19 protein-coding genes are annotated in these 16,907 nt (G+C 68.0%); 13 read left to right on the top strand and 6 right to left on the bottom strand.

Features of this window, described 5'->3' with window-relative positions; translation table 11 throughout:
* Positions 1-603: 603 nt before the first annotated feature.
* The 11 genes from AB0M03_RS08015 (at position 604) to AB0M03_RS07965 (ending at position 7,994) form a co-directional block, all read left to right on the top strand.
* Complete coding sequence (locus AB0M03_RS08015) at positions 604-819, top strand: hypothetical protein (RefSeq protein WP_363489672.1); 216 nt, start codon at positions 604-606, stop codon at positions 817-819.
* A 131-nt stretch (positions 820-950) separates the two neighbouring features.
* A complete protein-coding gene (locus AB0M03_RS08010; RefSeq protein ID WP_363489670.1) occupies positions 951-3,158 on the top strand; it encodes a phage/plasmid primase, P4 family in 2,208 nt (735 codons plus the stop codon).
* The gene (locus tag AB0M03_RS08005) at positions 3,158-3,535 is read left to right on the top strand and encodes a hypothetical protein (RefSeq protein ID WP_363489668.1); all 378 of its coding nucleotides are present in this window, start codon (positions 3,158-3,160) and stop codon (positions 3,533-3,535) included. The genes AB0M03_RS08010 and AB0M03_RS08005 overlap by 1 nt, the downstream gene beginning before the upstream one ends.
* Complete coding sequence (locus AB0M03_RS08000) at positions 3,535-3,984, top strand: hypothetical protein (protein WP_363489666.1); 450 nt, start codon at positions 3,535-3,537, stop codon at positions 3,982-3,984. The genes AB0M03_RS08005 and AB0M03_RS08000 overlap by 1 nt, the downstream gene beginning before the upstream one ends.
* A gap of 167 nt (positions 3,985-4,151) precedes the next feature.
* On the top strand, positions 4,152-4,574 hold the full coding sequence (locus tag AB0M03_RS07995) for a hypothetical protein (protein ID WP_363489664.1): 423 nt from the start codon (positions 4,152-4,154) through the stop codon (positions 4,572-4,574).
* A complete protein-coding gene (locus tag AB0M03_RS07990; RefSeq protein ID WP_363489662.1) occupies positions 4,567-5,040 on the top strand; it encodes a hypothetical protein in 474 nt (157 codons plus the stop codon). Before AB0M03_RS07995 ends, AB0M03_RS07990 begins: the two co-directional genes overlap by 8 nt.
* Positions 5,037-5,279 (top strand): hypothetical protein, encoded by a 243-nt coding sequence (locus tag AB0M03_RS07985; RefSeq protein WP_363489660.1) that lies wholly within the window; start codon positions 5,037-5,039, stop codon positions 5,277-5,279. Before AB0M03_RS07990 ends, AB0M03_RS07985 begins: the two co-directional genes overlap by 4 nt.
* A complete protein-coding gene (locus AB0M03_RS07980; RefSeq protein ID WP_363489658.1) occupies positions 5,279-5,821 on the top strand; it encodes an HNH endonuclease in 543 nt (180 codons plus the stop codon). The genes AB0M03_RS07985 and AB0M03_RS07980 overlap by 1 nt, the downstream gene beginning before the upstream one ends.
* A gap of 144 nt (positions 5,822-5,965) precedes the next feature.
* Positions 5,966-6,445 (top strand): hypothetical protein, encoded by a 480-nt coding sequence (locus tag AB0M03_RS07975; RefSeq protein ID WP_363489656.1) that lies wholly within the window; start codon positions 5,966-5,968, stop codon positions 6,443-6,445.
* A gap of 70 nt (positions 6,446-6,515) precedes the next feature.
* The gene (locus AB0M03_RS07970) at positions 6,516-6,716 is read left to right on the top strand and encodes a hypothetical protein (protein WP_363489654.1); all 201 of its coding nucleotides are present in this window, start codon (positions 6,516-6,518) and stop codon (positions 6,714-6,716) included.
* Positions 6,717-6,785: 69 nt separating this feature from the next.
* Positions 6,786-7,994: a tyrosine-type recombinase/integrase gene (locus AB0M03_RS07965; protein WP_363489652.1), complete on the top strand. Its 1,209-nt coding sequence runs from the start codon at positions 6,786-6,788 to the stop codon at positions 7,992-7,994.
* A 317-nt stretch (positions 7,995-8,311) separates the two neighbouring features.
* Here the strand turns inward: AB0M03_RS07965 and AB0M03_RS07960 are convergent, their stop codons facing one another.
* The 4 genes from AB0M03_RS07960 to AB0M03_RS07945 form a co-directional block, all read right to left on the bottom strand.
* Positions 8,312-8,533, bottom strand: a complete 222-nt coding sequence (locus AB0M03_RS07960) for a hypothetical protein (RefSeq protein WP_363489650.1) — start codon at positions 8,531-8,533, stop codon at positions 8,312-8,314.
* 50 nt (positions 8,534-8,583) lie between these two features.
* Entirely contained in the window at positions 8,584-8,982 is a 399-nt protein-coding gene (locus tag AB0M03_RS07955; RefSeq protein ID WP_363489648.1) for a hypothetical protein, read from the bottom strand.
* Between the two features lie 338 nt (positions 8,983-9,320).
* On the bottom strand, positions 9,321-9,731 hold the full coding sequence (locus AB0M03_RS07950; RefSeq protein WP_363489646.1) for a sigma factor-like helix-turn-helix DNA-binding protein: 411 nt from the start codon (positions 9,729-9,731) through the stop codon (positions 9,321-9,323).
* A gap of 258 nt (positions 9,732-9,989) precedes the next feature.
* A complete protein-coding gene (locus AB0M03_RS07945; protein WP_363489644.1) occupies positions 9,990-10,277 on the bottom strand; it encodes a hypothetical protein in 288 nt (95 codons plus the stop codon).
* A gap of 81 nt (positions 10,278-10,358) precedes the next feature.
* Here AB0M03_RS07945 and AB0M03_RS07940 point away from each other — a divergent pair, with 81 nt between their 5' ends.
* Positions 10,359-10,604, top strand: coding sequence for a GntR family transcriptional regulator (locus tag AB0M03_RS07940; protein ID WP_363489642.1), 246 nt, complete (start codon positions 10,359-10,361; stop codon positions 10,602-10,604).
* A gap of 110 nt (positions 10,605-10,714) precedes the next feature.
* Here AB0M03_RS07940 and AB0M03_RS07935 read toward each other — a convergent pair whose 3' ends face one another.
* Together AB0M03_RS07935 and AB0M03_RS07930 are read right to left on the bottom strand one after the other, a co-directional pair.
* On the bottom strand, positions 10,715-12,556 hold the full coding sequence (locus AB0M03_RS07935; protein ID WP_363489772.1) for an RICIN domain-containing protein: 1,842 nt from the start codon (positions 12,554-12,556) through the stop codon (positions 10,715-10,717).
* A gap of 106 nt (positions 12,557-12,662) precedes the next feature.
* Entirely contained in the window at positions 12,663-14,084 is a 1,422-nt protein-coding gene (locus AB0M03_RS07930; protein WP_363489640.1) for a ricin-type beta-trefoil lectin domain protein, read from the bottom strand.
* Positions 14,085-14,513: 429 nt separating this feature from the next.
* Here AB0M03_RS07930 and AB0M03_RS07925 point away from each other — a divergent pair, with 429 nt between their 5' ends.
* Positions 14,514-16,892: a SpoIIE family protein phosphatase gene (locus tag AB0M03_RS07925; protein ID WP_363489770.1), complete on the top strand. Its 2,379-nt coding sequence runs from the start codon at positions 14,514-14,516 to the stop codon at positions 16,890-16,892.
* The last annotated feature ends 15 nt before the right edge of the window (positions 16,893-16,907 follow it).

The following is a 16,907-nucleotide window of genomic DNA, read 5'->3' as shown; positions in this document are numbered from 1 at the left end:
TCATGGTCTGGTCGGTCCGCCTGCCACTCCTGAGGGGTTCTTCCATGCCTGTGCACACCCGAGTACCAACAATCGAGTCGAGCTCTGCTCCTCACACCCTCAGCCCTACCTGCGCATACACCCCCACTCGGCCTCCTTGTCGAGGCTGGGCGCAGCAGGACACTCGGACGACACTCGGTATCTGCGCAGGTAGGGGGCGTTCCGAGCTCTCAGACACTCGGACGACACTCGGCTCAAAAGCCCTGGTAGATGTGGGTTTTCGCCCGCCTCCGAGTGTCCGAGTGTCCTCCGTGCAACTAGGGCCTATTACGGACGACGAATATATGAGTCTCCGTCCGGAAATTAATCTCTCCCCCTAGTTGCGAAGCTGAAACAGGACACTCGGACACTCGGAACCCTCAAAAATCCGCTTCTACCTGCGGCGATGGGCGAGTGTCCTCAGACACTCGGACGACACTTGGGACACTCGGAGCGCTCGCTCCTTCTGTCGAGTTTTTGAGAATTCTGCATTTCTCGATATCGCAATTCTTATGCGCAGCGCCGTTTTAGAATTCAAGGTATAGTTGACCTAGGCAACCAACCGCTCACGGAAAGGGCTCAGGCATGGCTTCTCACGGTCGACCGAGCAATGGCATTCACCACATGCCTGGTCTCGGCACATCGGTTCATGAGGAGGTCGCGCAGGCGTTCAAGGAGCGCGCAGCAGAGGAGGGCATCAGCGTCCGAGCTCTGCTGCGAGACCTGCTCTACGAGTACGCCCGCGAGGAGCTCGACGTCAATGTCGAGACGCCCCCGCCGACCGCCGCAGTCCTGAAATGACAAAAGCCCCGATTGTGGCGATCGGGGCCTGAGAGAAAGGAATCTCGTTGCCAGTCTCTACTCTAGCGTATGACGGTTCAATCCGCGCGAACGCGACAAAGCCCGGCCGCCCGAAGCACGAAGCGCGCTACGTGTACAAGACCCCGGAGGGCAAGCCTGTATTCCGAGAGGTCAAGACCGAGAACAAGGGATTCTTCGTCCAGACCTTCATGGGCGGCACCTGGCAGCCGGGTCTGCCCAAGAAGTACGCGGACCTGCTCTACCACGCCGACCAACTCCTCACGGCCACTGAGCCGGTCTACTGGGTGGAGGGCCCCAAGGACGCCGAGAGCCTCCGGGCTGCCGGATACCTCGCCACCACGAACCACGGCGGCGCGTCGAACTTCAAGGACTCCTCGGTCGCGTACTTCGGGCCGCAGATTCCGCTGGTGATCGTCGTCCCGGATGAGGACGAGGCCGGATATGGGATGCTCGCCAAGAAGGTTGCGGCCCTCAAGAAGGCTGGCATCCCCTACGAGGTGCGCGGCGTTCCCGAAGGCAAGGACTCGACGGACGCCCTGGAGTTCGGCTACATGCCCGAAGAGTGGCCGGTGCTGACTCCGGAAGACATCGAGAAGCGCCAGAGCAATCCGTATCTGCACAGGGTTCTGCGAGCGCTCTCGATGCACAACGAGGAGCCCAAGGACCTCAAGCCCGGCCAGCCGACCTCGTGCCCCGCCCACGACGACGAGCACCCCTCGTTCTCGTGCGACGAGGGCGACAACAAGGCCATCAAGATGTACTGCTTCGCCAATTGCGACTTCGCGGACATCCTCAAGGTCCTGGAGATCCCGCAGAAGGACGTAGACCGGCTCCTGAACCGGCAGAAGAAGACCGTTCTCGGCAGCTCCCGGCTGCCCAAGACGGACTCGCACACGCACAACGCCGAGATAGTCATCGAGCGACTCGAAGGTCTGGTTGTCTATGTCCGCGATCAGGGCGAGTACTACTCGTTCGCCGCGAACAAGGGATGGAGCCAGGATCGCAGCATCGTTCGCCAGATCATCCAGAAGATGGGCGAAGAGCAGCTCGCTGCCGGTCTGGCTCTGTGCGCGGATGCTGCTGAGGACGACGAGAAGCAGAAGGCGCGCGGGGCGCAGCTGATCAAGTCGGGGCACATGTGCCTGAGCAACCCCGGTCAGAAGAACATCATGGAGGTGGTCTCGGAGAATCCCAAGATGGATATCGTCGAGCGATTCCATGAGCGATTCGACAGGAATCCGAACATCCTGGTGTGCAAGAACGGCGTCATCGAGCTGAACGAGACCGGCCACACCTTCCGGAAGGCGCTGCGCCCGGACGACTGGACGACTCTCGGCACCGATGTGGACTACATCCCCGACGCGTTCTGTCCTGACCTGAGCGGGATGCTCGACAAGTTCTGGCCGAAGCACATTCAGGAGTACCTGGCAAAGGCGCTGGGCTACACAATCTTCGGCGCGAACTTCGAGCGGTGGTTCTTCTCGCTGCTCGGCAACACCACCGGCGGCAAGACGACCCTGATGGGGGCCATCGCGGCGGCCCTCGGGAGGTACGCAGGTACCTATCAGCAGTCGCTGTTCCGGGGCAACACCATGGATCGGCCGCGCCCGGACCTGATCTCGCTCATGCACCTGAGGTTCATCAGCTCCTCTGAGGCTGGCGAGGACTGGAGTCTGCCGGCCGACCGGATCAAGAACATCACCGGCGCAGAGCCGCAGCAGCTTCGCGATATGCGCCAGAGTGCGCAGAACATGATCACCATGGAGCCGATGTATGCACCGTGGATGGCCACGAACTTCGCTCCGAAGATCACGGGACTGGATGAGCCGACAGCGCGGCGCATCTGTGCTATCCCCTGCAACGTCTCGATCGACCGCAAGGACGAGGACCCGTCGATCCGCACGCGGCTTGTCTCTGCGACTCGCTCCAAGCAGGCAACGCTGGCCTGGCTCGTGAAGGGCTGGGATGACTACTGCAACAACGGACTGGTGAGAGATCAGCCCGAAGAGATCGCTGAGTGCACCTCGAAGTTCATCAAGGGTGCATCTGGACAGGGCGAATTCATAGACGAGTGCGTAATCCCCGGCAAGAAGGACGACTACATCATCCCGACCGCGCTGTGGGCAGCCTATCTGACGTGGACGCAGGTCAACAGCATCCGCGATGGATTCAAGACGCAGATGGAATGCACCAGGGCTGTTGCTGCCGCCCTGGGCAACCAGAAGATCAATCAGCAGCGGAAGCGCGTCGACGGCAAGCAGATCGGCGTGATCCTCGGATACACGCTGCGCATCCCGGGCACCAAGGAGCAGAGCTGATGGGACGACAGAAGCCGAACAAGCCGCGCCGCGAGCGGCCCGTGTGGGGCTCGCGAGAGATGGACATCTGCGTCGCCGAGGCGGTGAAGTTGTCGCTCCGCAGCAATTCCGTCACGGCCGCCACCTGCACCCGGCTCCCCGGGATGGCCGACGCGATGTTGGTCCGCGACTTCGAGGACTTCGACTCTGTGGTCGAGGCCATGGCCTGGCTCCAGAACACCGACACGGACATCTTCCTGGTGCTCCCGGACGTCATCGAGTTGGAGTGCCGCCTCGCCGAACTCCCCAATCTCGACAAGGGCACCCTGCTCTTCGACGCCGCCACCCAGCGCACCGCCTGCATCTACCGCTACGACAACACCAAGGAGAGCAACTGATGGATATGCCCTTCAACATCGTGCCCGCCCCGTTCGGCGCTTTCGTGGCGTTGTACCTGAGCACTCCCGACGAGGAGGCGGCGAAAAAGCACGACATCGCTTGCTGGGACAGCGGCGAGCCGCTGCTGTACGAGCTTCAGCCGGTCGTCGGATGGTGCTACTTCGAGGACGAGCGCGGCGACATCACCAACCTCCCGATGGTGGTCGACACATACGGCATGCAGGTGGCCATCAACTTCGACTCCAGCTGGACGCCGCCCAAGTCCGTGCATGTCGCCCATGGCATGGAGCGATTCGACGGGATCTGCACCCTCCTGGAGGCCGAGCGTCGCGTTGGCGAAATCGCCGAGGAGATGGGCGTCCAGCCCGCGCGATGGGGAGCATGCGGCTTCAGCCCCGGCAACGGGGACCGGTTCGCCTCCGGACTCCGCCCAGACTTCCGCCTCTGACGCCCATAGTCCGGGCGTCACCCCGTAGCGGGCTCTCGCTGAGCCGTAGCGGGCAGAACCGCTGACCCCTGGGCCCCGCGCCCAACCCGACCGGCCGGAGCCCGCGAGAGGGCTTCTCTGGGCTCCGGCCCGTCCTCAGATTCGAACATATGTACGAGAGGAAGAACATGACCTCCAGGCCGAACCGCAATGAGTACTGCAAGCAGCCCGTCTGGGTCCGCAACGCGCTGCTGCCGCTGATGAAGAAGCGAGAGGTGCAGTTGGGCATGCGGCAGTGCGCCAACACGGGCGGCGCGCTGATCCTCCAGATGGTGCGCAGCAAGAACACCGGACGCGTGACCATGGTCCAGTACCCGGCGGCTGGAGTGTCTGCGGCCTACGCCCGACTCGTCTCGGACGAATTCCCCGCCATGGGCGAGTTCGTGGCGTACGTGATCGTCGCCTCCGCTCAGGCCCTGGAGCTGGCCGACCGCCGGGGCGTCCCCTACATGACGACGCTGCGCCCCTCCGGCGCGGGCCGCCCGGCTCTGCTGCTGGTGCCGCGCTCGCTGTTCGCGGAGAACGCCGATGCGGAGGACACCAATGTCTGAGCTTCAGGAATTCATGTCCAGGGGGCAGGCGTGGTACCTGCTCTCCGAGGTTCTGGAGAGCGTGGGCAGGGGTGCTGACTATCTCAACCCCATGTTCATCGCGCGCATCCCGTCCGAGTTCCGTGCCCGGCTGAGGCGTCCGGGCTGGCCGTGGGTCGTCAACGAGGAGGGCGCGCACATCGCCATCGAGCAGCCCTGGCTGAACAAGGAAGTCGAGACCGAAGAGATCTCTCGCGAGGGGACGCCGGAGGAGCGGGCGCAGAAGGTGGAGAACGTGATCCGACGCCGGATCAAGGTCAAGAGCGAGCTCCCTGGGACTGCGGTCCTGGCCGGAGAGTTCGGCGTATCCAACGCCGTGATGGCCAAGATCATGGGGAAGTTGGCGGATCGCGGCCTGGTCAGCCGGGCCAGGGACAAGAGCGGTGCGCCCTGCTGGCTCGTGAACGACATGGAGAACGCAGCATGAACCCGCAGAAGCGCACCCGCCGGGCCCGCGTGAACCGTGCCCAGGGCGAGGAGCAGGCCCCAACGCCTCAGCGCCGCAGTCGAATCGTCAAGCCCAAGAAGGGTGACGGTTCTACTACAACCGTCACCCCCACCCCCGAGCCCCGCCGTCGCCGGACCGTGACGGGCCCGGCCACCACCTACACCGATGCAGCCGGCAGCCAGACCGCCACGCCCGACACCGAAGAGGGGATGCACTGATGTCGCTGGTGAATGATCTTGTGGACCACTACCGAGAGCTCATCGAGCGAGGTGAGCTGGCTCCGAACGAGGTGCCGGGCCCGAAGGAGATGTCGGAGGAGTGGTGCGTGTCGCGGCCCGTGGCCATCAGCGCCCGCAGGCGCCTCCTTGAGGCTGGGCTCGCTGCCTCGGCTCCGTCGCGCGCTCTCCCTCTGGGCCCCATCACGGATGAGGACATGGCCCGCTTCTGGCTGAAGGTGGACCCGTTGAACGCGAACGGCTGCACGCTCTGGAACGCCTCGACGCGCGATGCCTATGGCCAGTTCCGTCTCAATGGTCGCATGGTGTACGCACACCGCGTGTCCTACGAGCACCTGACCGGCGAGCCGATCCCCGAGGGGATGGACATCGATCACGTCTTCGCTCGTGGCTGCAGGTCAACGCTGTGCGTGCGGCCGGAGCATCTGGAGATCGTGACGCACCACGAGAACGTCCGCCGAGCTCGGGCCGCCGAGCGCTACCTGGCCTCCGTCCAAGTCATCACCGAGCCGGACGACGACTGACACTCAGCCCCGCCTGTTCGCCCTGACCTCGCCCTACCTGCGGAAATGGGCGGCTTCTCGAGAAGTCGTTTACTTTTCAACAATATCGAGGTTAACTTGACTCCAGCAAGATCAACACCGAGTCGAGTCCCTCAGGAGGACACCATGACCAGCAAGAAGACCCTCGCCGACCGCGCCGCCGCTGCCCCCACCGAGCTCCACAAGGCGTTCGCCGAGTGGCTGTACGTGCAGACCGGCGTCAAGGTGGACCTGAAGACCCTTCAGCTCGCGGTGTCGATGCGGCACGACTTCCAGGCCAGCGAGGAGAACCAGCAGTCCCTGGCGGCCCGCAAGGCGGAGGCGGAGCGCAAGCGCAAGGCTGCCGCTGCTGAGAAGAAGGCTCGTCTCCAGAAGCAGCTGGCCGCCCTCCAGGCTGAGCTGGACAAGGCCGACGAGCCCGAGACCGCACCGGTTCTGCCGGCGGAGACCCCCGCACCGGCCCCGGCTGCCGCGCCCCGCACCCGCAAGGCGGCCCAGCAGCCCACCCCTGCCGAGAGCGCGGCGGCCCCCGAGGCCCCGGCCCAGCCCGCCCGGCGTGCTGCCCGTACGCGGCGCGCGGCGGCTCCGAAGCCCGCTCAGGCCTGACCCAACAGAAACGGCCGGGCTGGAGTTGCGACCTCCAGCCCGACCCTGAACCCCGAAGGGAACCAACACCATGAAGCGTACCGCCACCCACCACCGCGCGCCCCGCTCGTACCGTCTCGTCCGGCTCCGGGCCCGGCTCCTGAGCGAGGACGGCCTCTGGTTCTCGCTGCTGGGCCTGTCGACGGCGGGGTTCGGCCTGCTGCTCGGAGCCGACGGCGTCTGGCGCCTGGTGAGCACCATCGTCCGCTCCATCTTCGGCCTCTTCTTCTGACAACCCGCTGAGCCCGCTACGCCTCTACCGAAGGCGTAGCGGGCCTGCACCACATTCCAGGAGCAACACATGGCGGGTATCCGCGAGGTCCAGCGCAAGAACGGCTCGGCGTGGGAGGTGCGCTGGACAGACGGCGGCCGGGACGTCCAGATGACGTGCGCAACGCTCAAGGAGGCTGAGCGCGAGAAGCTCCGCATCGAGGACGAGCTCGACGCGGGCCGCTCGACCCTGTGGCGCGTCGAGAAGCGGACCGTGGCTCAGGTTGTAGAGGCGTGCATCAAGGCCGGAGAGGTGGAGTTGAAGGCCCGCACCATCGACGGCCAGCGCGCCATCCTCCGCAACCACATCGCCCCGGCTCTCGGACAGCGGCGGATCGGCTCGCTGCGTGCCCGGGACGTCGAGAAGTGGGTAGCGAAGCTGGCGGAGAAGCTGTCCCCGGGCACCGTCCGGGTCATCTACAACGTGCTCAACAAGGCCGCCAAGTACGCCATCCGTCATGAGTGGTTGGTGGTGAACCCGTGCTCTGGCGTTGCACTCCCCAAGGACCGCTCAGAAGTTGTGGACGACCGCCACTTCCTCACTCCCCTCCAGGTCGCGGCGCTCGCTGAGGCGCTGTCCGAGAAGCAGGAGTGGTTCGGGCTGCTGGTGCGCATGGCCGCGTTCACTGGGCTCCGTGCTGGAGAGCTGGCAGCGCTCCGTGTGGGGGACGTGAACCTGCTCCGCGGAGAGGTCCAGGTGCGGCGCACGGTCCGCCGGGGCAAGGGCGAGTGGCTGTACACAAGCCCCAAGTCCAAGAAGAGCGTCCGAGACGTGCCGCTCCCTGGAGCTCTCAGGGCAGAGCTGGAGGCCTGGCTCGCTGCCCACCCCAACCGCCACGACCCCGACGCGCGGCTGTGGCCGGGGCTGCGGAGCGCGGGCCGCAACGGCGCAGCGACAGACTGGGACAGGGTGCTCGACATGAACAACTGGTGCGGCAGGTACTTCCGTCCGCTGGTGCGGAGTGGTGTTGCCGGCCTGCCGACCGGACTCCGCTGGCACGACCTCCGCCACACCTACGCCTCGATCATGGCTGCTGCACCTGGCATCACCGTCTACGACATCTCCAAGTGGCTCGGGCACAGCTCCATCTCGGTCACGGAGAAGGTCTACATCCACCTGTTCCGCACCGACTACAGCGACAAGATGAGCGCCGTAGACGCCTTCCTGTCCGGGGCGGGCCAGAGTCTCGGACAGAGCGGCTCCGTCACGGCCCTCCGTCTGAGCGCTGCCGCCAGATAACGGGTCCGCCGGGCCCGGGGGAAGGCTCCCGGGAGATCTCTCGGCGACCGAGCGCGTCGGGGACGCCCGTAGTATGGGCGTCCCCCTCGTCAAGCCTGCCGGGCGTCGGTTACGGTTGTAGTAGAACCGTAACCCTCCTCCAGGCGCGCAAGAGCCCCCGGCGGGCCAGGAAGGGAAGGCGTCGGCTTCCTCTCCACCGGGGGCTCTTGCTATGTGGAGCTTCTCTCGCAGGAGGGATGTAGCCGGGGCATCTCCGGCATCCAACCTTGCGCCGGGCGCAACGGTTCCGGCAACGAGATGGCTCGTGGTCTGTGGTGTTACTCGGCGGTGCAGGCGGCGCGGAGCTCGTCCAGCGCGGCGGACCAGACAGCGGGCTCGATGTTGTTGAGGTCGCCACGGCTGTAGTTGGCCGGGTGGGCGGGCTTGCCGTTGGCGACACGGAGCACGTTCAGCAGCTCCATCCCGGGCTTGCTGCGGTTGTTGAGCGTGGCCTCGACCAGGACCTCAAGGTCCTCGGTGTCGATGTCGATGAGAGCCATAGCTTTGCCTCTTCCTGGAGTTTGGTTTGCTGGCTTTGGTGAGGAGTTGGTCAGTCCAGAGGGGCAGCGCGGTCGGCCGCCTTGCCGACACCTCGCAGGAGACGGGCGGCGGCGGCCTGGGCCGTGGCGGGGGCGGTGCTGCGGCGCGGGGTGCGGCGCGGGGTGACAGCGGCGGCGTTGCGCTGGGCAGAGGAGCCCTCGGAGCCGCGCTCCGGGGCCAGAACGTGGCGTCCGCGCAGCCGGGACAGCTGCGCCTCCCGGGCGGACATGGGCTCGTCGTCCTCGGTGTCGGTGTCCAGGCCGAACAGGTCGGGCATGTCCTCGGCCAGCTCGACAATCTGCGCCTTGAGCGGCTGGTCCAGGTCGAGGGCTCGGACGTACTTCGCGGCCTGGGGCTCGGCCATGCCTGCCTTCTTGAGGGCGGCAATGGCCTTCTGGGTCTTGTCCATTGTGGGTTTCCTTCCCGAGTGCACATGTGTTGGGTCTTGAATCGTCGTTGTCCAAGTCCCCCACTCGGGGCGTCCCTGCCTTCCCGCACTATCCAGTGTGGAATGTGGCACTTGCTTCTGCACTGGTGGGCCACACGGCTTTCCTGTGCGTATTCTGTTGTTCTGCCAGGCTCTCCAGAGTCGCTATTCAGCGGGATTCCGTGTTGCCTACGTGGCTCCGGCTCAGCTGTCGGGCTCCCGTTCGAAATCCATCTCCGGGGAATCCTCGTGCTGTGGTGCTCTGCCAGTACCCGCTAAGCAGCGGGCGAATGGGAGAAGCCTACCTCTCCCGTGGGCGGCTATTCCTGCTCCTTGCGGGCCCGCAGCATCTTCTGGACATCCAGAGCGTCGCTCTCGGGAGTGTGCGTCAACACCGCAATCTGCTGCGGCATGTCCAGGCCGAGAAGGCGAGCGATGCGCTCCTCGGTGCGGATGACGGCGTTGATGGCCTTCTCGTCACCGGCCGTCACCTTGCTCCAGAGCGAGCGGATGTAGACCTCCAGCCGGGCGACCTGGCGCGTGCGCATCTCGTCGACCTTGGGGTGCACTCGCTTGGTGATGTGCAGCTCGATCCGGGTCCGCACGGTCTTCTGGGAGAATCCCATCTTCTCGGCGATCTGGTAGGTGGAGAATCCCGCCACCTGGAGTTCGTAGCACTTGCGCGCCTCTTCCAGCATCGCGGCGGGCGGCTTGCGGTTGTTTGCTGGCATGGTGCCTCCTCTCGTTCCGTCGTTCCGATAAGGCTACTGTGCGCAGCGGAATTCAGATGTGGAGGTGGCGGTGGTAGTAGCACCGTCCCTCCCGGAATTGGGGCGAATCGGGCGCGGATAGGGGCGCAGCCCGCTCCGGGGCGGAGAGCGGGCTGCGGAGATAGGCCGAGAACCGATTCTTTCTGAGCTCTGCCGAGAGCGGGAGGTGAGTTCGGGGGTTTCCTTGAGTGGGGCGGTTTTCTCTGGGCTACGGGGCCTTTACGCGATCCGGCGGAGAGCGGCGGTGTGGACCCGGACGAGAGTGTGGCCTGTGGGACAGGGCTCGGCGGGGGACGGGAGGGAGCACTGCTCGCAGCCGAGGGTGTGGTCGAACAGGGCGGAGAACGCTTCGTTGGGGGACATGTAGTCGGGTGCGCAGGCGGGGCAGGCGTAGATGGAGCAGCCGGGGCCGCTCTGCTGCTCAATGTGGCGGACCAGGATGGGCGAGGTGGTGGTGGCCTTGCAGCCGACGCACATGCGGACGGGGGTGCGGGCGAGTTCTGGCATGCTGTGGAGTGTAGCGCGCTATAGACAAGTGTAGTGAGCTATGTGTGTCTTCGCAGGTCAGGAGGTGTCAGGGTTGCAGTCATGAGCGAAGAGGAGATTCGAGGGCTTGATCGGCGAGGGCCTGCACTCGTGTACATGGCCGTGGCGGACGACGTCGCCCGGCGGATCGCCAGCGGGGAGCTCAGCCCGGGAGACCGGGTGCCTGGCGAACTGGAGATGACAGAGACCTACGGCATCGCTCGGATGACCGTGGCGCGGGCCATGCGGGAGCTGCGGGAACGCGGCCTGGTCCAGACGGTCCGGGGCAAGGGAACATTCGTCCTGTAGAGCCCCGTGTGCACCTGTCGGAGACTCAGATTCCGAGCCCCTGACCGGGGGTCCGCCGGGGATTCCCGGGCCGGTCGGGCTCAATTGTGGGCGCTACCTCAGCGAACGCCTTACCGAACGCCGTTCTGGAAGAAGTACGTCCGGCCGCCGTTGCCGTTCCACACCACCTGGGTCTGCTGGTAGTGCTCGACGAACAGGCCGTACATGGTGACGTCGTTGCCGTTGACGGTGAGGCCGTTGGCGGCGGTGTTGCTCGTCCAGCCGACTCCGCTGCCGTGGTCGGCGCGCCAGATCCACATGTGGTCGCCGATCACGCTGTTGCTGTTGACCACGAGGGACTGGGTGGCCCTGCCGACGCCGGCGCCGCCGACCCGGAAGAACACGTCGTGCAGCGAGGTCGGGTTCGCCGAGTGGTCGGCGGCGGAGCCGGCCGGGCCGACCCGCATCAGCACCGCGGAGTCGGTGGTGCCCGCGTCGATCAGCAGCCCGGCCACCTTGACGCCGTCGACGTCGGCGACGGTCATCGCGGTGACGCCGTTGTCCGGTACCAGCGTGGCGAGGCCGAGGCCGAGCACCACGGTGTCGGGACGGGTCAGGTCGATCGAACGGTCGAGGTGGTACACACCGGGCGTGAACAGCAGGTTCTTGCCCTGACCGAGTGCGCCGTTGATGTCGGCGGCGGTGGCGCCGGGCTTGACGATGTGGAACTGGTCGATCGGCAGCGAGCTGCCCTGCTGCGCCCCGCCGGCCCAGCTGGTGCCGCTGCTGTTGCTGCGCAGCGCCGGGACGAACACCTTGTAGGCGCCGGACGTGTCCACGTACAGGAACGGCTTCTCGCGGACCACCGGGGTCTGGCCGACGGTGGTGTAGGGCGGGTCGGGGAAGGAGTTGGCCGGGGCGTTGACGTCGCCGACGAAGACCATGTTCCAGTTGGAGCCCGTCCAGCTGCCCCACTGGGCGTTGCGGGAGAGCCACTGCTGCTGGGAGCCGGAGCGGACCTGCCCGTCGATCTTCGAGTCGGCGATGAGGCCGCCGCTGGACCAGCCGCCGTCGTCCAGCTGGAGGTTGCCGCGGACGTGCATCCGCCGGTAGGGCGCGGCCTGCGAGACGGCCCAGCGGTCGGTGCCGCCGGTCGGGTTGACCGAGAGGTTCTCGGCGGAGCGCCAGAAGTTCTGGGTGGCGTTGCCCTGGAACCAGTCGGCCTCGGCGTGCACGGCGCCGTTGATGGTCACGTCGTCGGGGGAGAGGCCGAGCCCGGCGACCTGGGTGTAGAAGCCGACGTTGGCGTCGACGCTGTAGCTGCCGGGCTTGAAGAGCAGGGCCTGCCGCTGGCTGCCGAACTGGTTGGACTCCTGCTGGGAGAAGACCGAGTTGAGCTTCGCCTGGATCGTCGAGGCCGGCATCGACGGGTCGAAGACCGCCACGTTGGGCCCGAAGTCCGGGGTGCCGGGCGGGTTCTGGCTGCCGCTGCCGAAGGAGAAGGACTGTGCGGCGGTGCCGTTGCAGGTCCACTGCTGGAACTGGACGGCGTCGGCGGTGGAGGCGCTCGGCACGTCCAGGCACTTGCCGCTGTTGCGGTTGACGAAGTGGTACGTGCCGCCGGCCTCGGCGACCGGCTGCCACTGCTGGTTGAGGCCGCCGCCGTACGCCCACAGCTGGATCTTCCCGCCGTCGGCGGTGGAGACGTCGGTGACGTCGAGCACCTTGGTGGTGTCGTTCCGGGCGTTGATCCGGACGTAGCCGCTGCCGGTGTCCTGGAACTGCCACTGCTGGGCGTTGGTGCCGTTGCAGCCGTACTGCTGCACGGCGGTGCCGTTGGCGGTGGCGGCGGCCGCCGCGTCCACGCACTTGCCGCTGTGCTTGGCGACGACGGTGGTGAAGCCGGTCGGCAGGCCGGCCGCCCGGGCGGCGGGGCCCTGGACGAGCAGGACGGCGGTGGAGGCCGAGGCGATCAGGCCGACGGCGGTGACCAGCGGGAGGGCCCGCCGGCGGGCGTGGGCACGCCGGTGCCCGGGTGTCGATGGCACGGTTGTGCTCCTCTCGTGTCGGGGCCGGGCGTCAGGCCGGCAGGGTCCACTGCTGGTTGGCGCCGGCGAAGCAGTCCCAGATCTGCAGCCGGGTGCCGTTGGCGGAGCTCGGTCCTGTGGCGTCCAGGCAGCGGCCGGAGGAGGGGTTCACCAGGGTCCTGTCGGCGCGGGCCTGCCACTGCTGGGCGCCGGTGCCGTTGCAGTCGTACAGCTGCACCTGGGTGCCGTTGGCGGTTCCGGCGGCGGTGACGTCCATGCACTTGCCGAGGGCGCGGACCGTGCCGTCGGTGCCGACCGTCCAGGTCTGCGCGGCGGTGCCGTTGCAGTCGTACAGCTGGATCGCGGTGCCGTTGGCGCTGTTCGCCGCGGCGACGTCCACGCACTTGCCGCCGTAGCCGGTGATCCGGCCGGTGCGGCCGGTGGGCGGCGGGGTGGTGGTGCCGGTGAGCGCGTTGAAGGTCTTGGTGAACTGGTACGGCGACTGCGGGGTACCGCTGCAGGAGTCGGAGAGCGTGCCGTTGACGGCGCAGGCCTTGTCGCGGCCGATCGCCCAGAAGGCGAGCTGCTGGATGCCGCGGGAGGCGGCGAAGGACTCCAGGGTGGTGGCGTTGCCGGTGGTGAAGACCTCGGCGGTGGTGTCGTTGACCCCGATCATCGGGGTGTTGCCCTCCATCGCCCAGAGCTGCTCGGAGGTCTTGCCGGTCCATATCTGCCCGAGCTGGGTGTGCAGGCCGTTGGCGGCGTTGATCGCGGCCTGCCCCATGTCCATGGCCGGGCCGTAGTCCATGGTCATGATGTTGACCATGTTGACGTCCAGGCCGCGGCTCTTGGCGTTGTTCAGCAGGCTGATCGAGTTGGACTCCAGGCCGGACGGGCTCACCGGCAGGGTGTAGTTCACGGCGAGCCGCTTGCCGGCCGCCGCGTACTGCTGCTGGAGGCCGGCCAGCGCCTGGTTGCGGCGGTCGTTGGCGGCGGTGTCGTTGAGTGCCGAGCCCTCGATGTCGAGGTCGATCCGGGTCAGGTCGAGGGTGTCGATCACCCGCTTGTACTGGGCCTGGAGTGCGGAGACGCTGGTGCAGGCCTGGCCGAGTTCGGTGCCTGCGGCGCCGCCGAAGGAGGCGATCACGTCGCCGCCGGCCGAGCGCAGGCTGTTGATCGCGGCCTGCCAGGAGGCATCGGCGATGTCGGTGCTGCCGTTGAAGGTGGCGTTGCAGCTGCCGTTGCTGATCACGAACGCCAGGGTGAAGTACTTGAGACCGGTCGCGTTGCGCACCTCGGTCATCACCGAGGGCGACTTCCAGGTCTCCAGGTACGGCGCTGCGAAGTGGGCCGGGAAGCCCGGCCCCGGGTTGGCGGCAGCGGCGGCGGGCGTGCCGCCGGCCACCAGCAGTGCGGCGGCCGTCGCGGGCAGCGCGGCCGCCGTCGCGACGGTGCGGACAAGGTTGCGGAGCAAGGTGTTCTCCTCCTGCCCGGGGTGTCACCCGGGCGTGGTGGGGTGAGGATCAGGGACCTTTGCATTCACGAAGTGAACATTGCGCAGCACTGAACGGCCCGGTCGACAGGGCGGAACGGCCGTCGGGCAGTGCGCTGTGATGGAGCGGACGGATCTCCTTGCGATCCGTCAACAACCCTCCACAGCAACCATCTGGTGGGATGTCACCAGCTCCTCCCGGGTGCGGCGGACGGTGCAGGGGTCCCGGCGAATTGGTCTGGACCCTTTTTCAGAACGTGAAGTTAGGCCCGTTGAACCATTCGCGTCAACCCCCATGCTTACAGAAGCCGAAGGCGGCGCGCTCGGTCACGCTGCGTGTCCCGGGGCGCCGACACCCCGGGGCCGGTGGAGTATGAGGGGGAGAGGAGACCACCGGGCGAGGTGAACGAGATGGAGGACCGCCGCTTCCCGTTCCTCGACGGCGTCGCCGGGGCGCTCGTCGACGGCAGCGGCACGATCGTCGGCTGCACCAGCGCGGTCGAGGATCTGCTCGCCCTGCCCGCCCGGGCCCTCGTCGGCCGCCCGCTGCGCGACCTCCTCGCCGACCCGGACAGCTGGCGCAGCCCCGACGACTCCGCCGCCGGCTGGGACGGCAAGGTCACCGTCCGTACCGGCGACGGCCGCCCGCTCAACCTCGACGTCCGCGTCCTCACCCTGCACGGCGGCAACCCCGCCGACCCGGCGGCCACCCGGCAGGTCGTCCTCGGTGCCAAGTCCTCCACCGTCGCCCGGTGGCGCCAGGACCAGGCCTTCACCCGCGAACTCTTCCTCCAGGACCGCTTCGGCCTCGCCGTCTTCGACACCGACCTGCAGATCGTCCGCACCAACACCCACCTGCTGCCGTACAGCGGCGTCCCGCCCACCCTCACCGGCCTCAGGCTCGCCGACTTCCTCCAGTCCCAGGACGCCGTCGCCCTGGAGGCCCACCTGCGCGAGGTCCTGGAGACCGGCCGCCCGCTGGTCCTCGCCGAAGGCCTCGCCCGCACCGTCGTCGACCCCCGCAGCGGCCGGATGATGGCCATCTCCGCCTTCCGCCTGCAGGACGCCGATGGCGTCGTCATCGGCCTCACCGTGCTGTTCACCGACATCACCGAACAGCACCGCTCCCGGCAGCGCCTCGCCCTGCTGCACCGGGTCACCGCCGCCGCCGGTGGCTCCCTCTCGGTCACCGGCACCGCCGAGGGCCTCGCCAAGGCCCTCGTCTCCGACCTCGCCGACGTCGCCGTGGTCGACATCGCCGCCGCCGTCTTCACCGGCGACGAACCCGCCCCCGACCCCACCGGCCGCCTGCTGCTGCGCCGCACCGCCGTGGCCGGCGAGGCCGCGCCCGCCACCGGCGACACCGTCCTCGTCCGCGCCGACGGCACCCCCGACCGCGACACCACCGCCGAGGCCGCCCACGACTGGGAGATCACCGCGCCGCTGGTGGCCCGCGGCATCCTGCTCGGCCAGGTCACCAGCCGCCGCAACCGCTGGAAGGACCGCTACGAGGAGGGCGACCGGCTGCTGCTCGCCGAGATCGCCGCCCGGGCCGCCCTCGCCGTCGACAACGCCCGCCGCTACACCCGCGAGCACCGCGCCGCCGTCGGCCTCCAGCGCAGCCTGCTGCCGCCCGCCGTCCGCACCGTCGCCGCCGTCTCCACCGCCAGCGTCTACCTGCCCACCGACAGCGCCGGCGGCGTCGGCGGCGACTGGTTCGACGTCATCCCGCTCTCCTCCGCCCGGGTCGCCCTGGTCGTCGGCGACGTCGCAGGCCACGGCCTGCAGGCCACCGCCACCATGGGCCGGCTGCGCACCGCCGTCCGCACCCTCGCCGACCTCGACCTGGAGCCGGACGAACTGCTCGTCCACCTCGACGACCTGGTCTCCCAGCTGCTCTTCGAGGGCGACTTCGCCGCCGACGCCGAGGACACCGACCACGCGGACCGGGAAGCCCCCGCGGACACCGCCCGCGCCGGCCGCCGGCAGCGGCCCGAACCCGGTTCCGTCGGCGCGACCTGCCTGTACGCCGTCTACGACCCGGTCACCCGCGGCTGCACCGTCGCCAGCGCCGGCCACCCGCCGCCCGCCGTCGCCGCCCCCGACGGCACCGCACACTTCCTGCCGGTCACCCCCGGCCCGCCGCTCGGCGTCGGCGGCCTGCCCTTCGAGGCCACCGAGACCGTCCTCGACCCGGGCAGCGTCCTCGCCCTCTACACCGACGGGCTGATCGAACGCGGCGAGGGCGACATCGACGAGGGCATGGCCGAGATCGGCCGCCGGCTCTCCGCGATCGCCCGCGAGGACCGCCCCCTGCGCGAGGCCGCCCTGCAGGTCGTCGCCGGACTGCCGCCCACCCGGCTCCGCGACGACGTCACCCTGCTGCTCGCCCGCACCCGCGCCGTGCCCGCCGCCGACACCGCCGCCTGGTCCGTGGAACCCGACCCGGCCGCCGTCGCCCGCGTCCGGGCCGACGCCACGGACCAGCTCGCCGCCTGGGGCCTCGACGAACTGGCCTTCACCACCGAACTCGTCCTCAGCGAACTGGTCACCAACGCCATCCGCTATGCCGGCGGCCCGGTCGGCGTCCGGCTGATCCGCGCCGACACCCTCACCTGCGAGGTCTCCGACGGCAGCAGCACCCAGCCGCGGATGCGGCGCGCCCGCCTCACCGACGAGGGCGGCCGCGGCCTCTACCTGGTCGCCCAGCTCACCGACCGCTGGGGCAGCCGCTACACCGCCGCCGGCAAGACCATCTGGACCGAACAGGAACTCCCGACCGACTCCTGACACGGGCGCATCGGG

The organism is Kitasatospora sp. NPDC051914 (assembly GCF_040680995.1).
GTDB lineage: Bacteria > Actinomycetota > Actinomycetes > Streptomycetales > Streptomycetaceae > Kitasatospora.
Note: the sequence above shows the minus strand (reverse complement) of the source record. Positions and strands in the feature narration are given on the sequence as shown.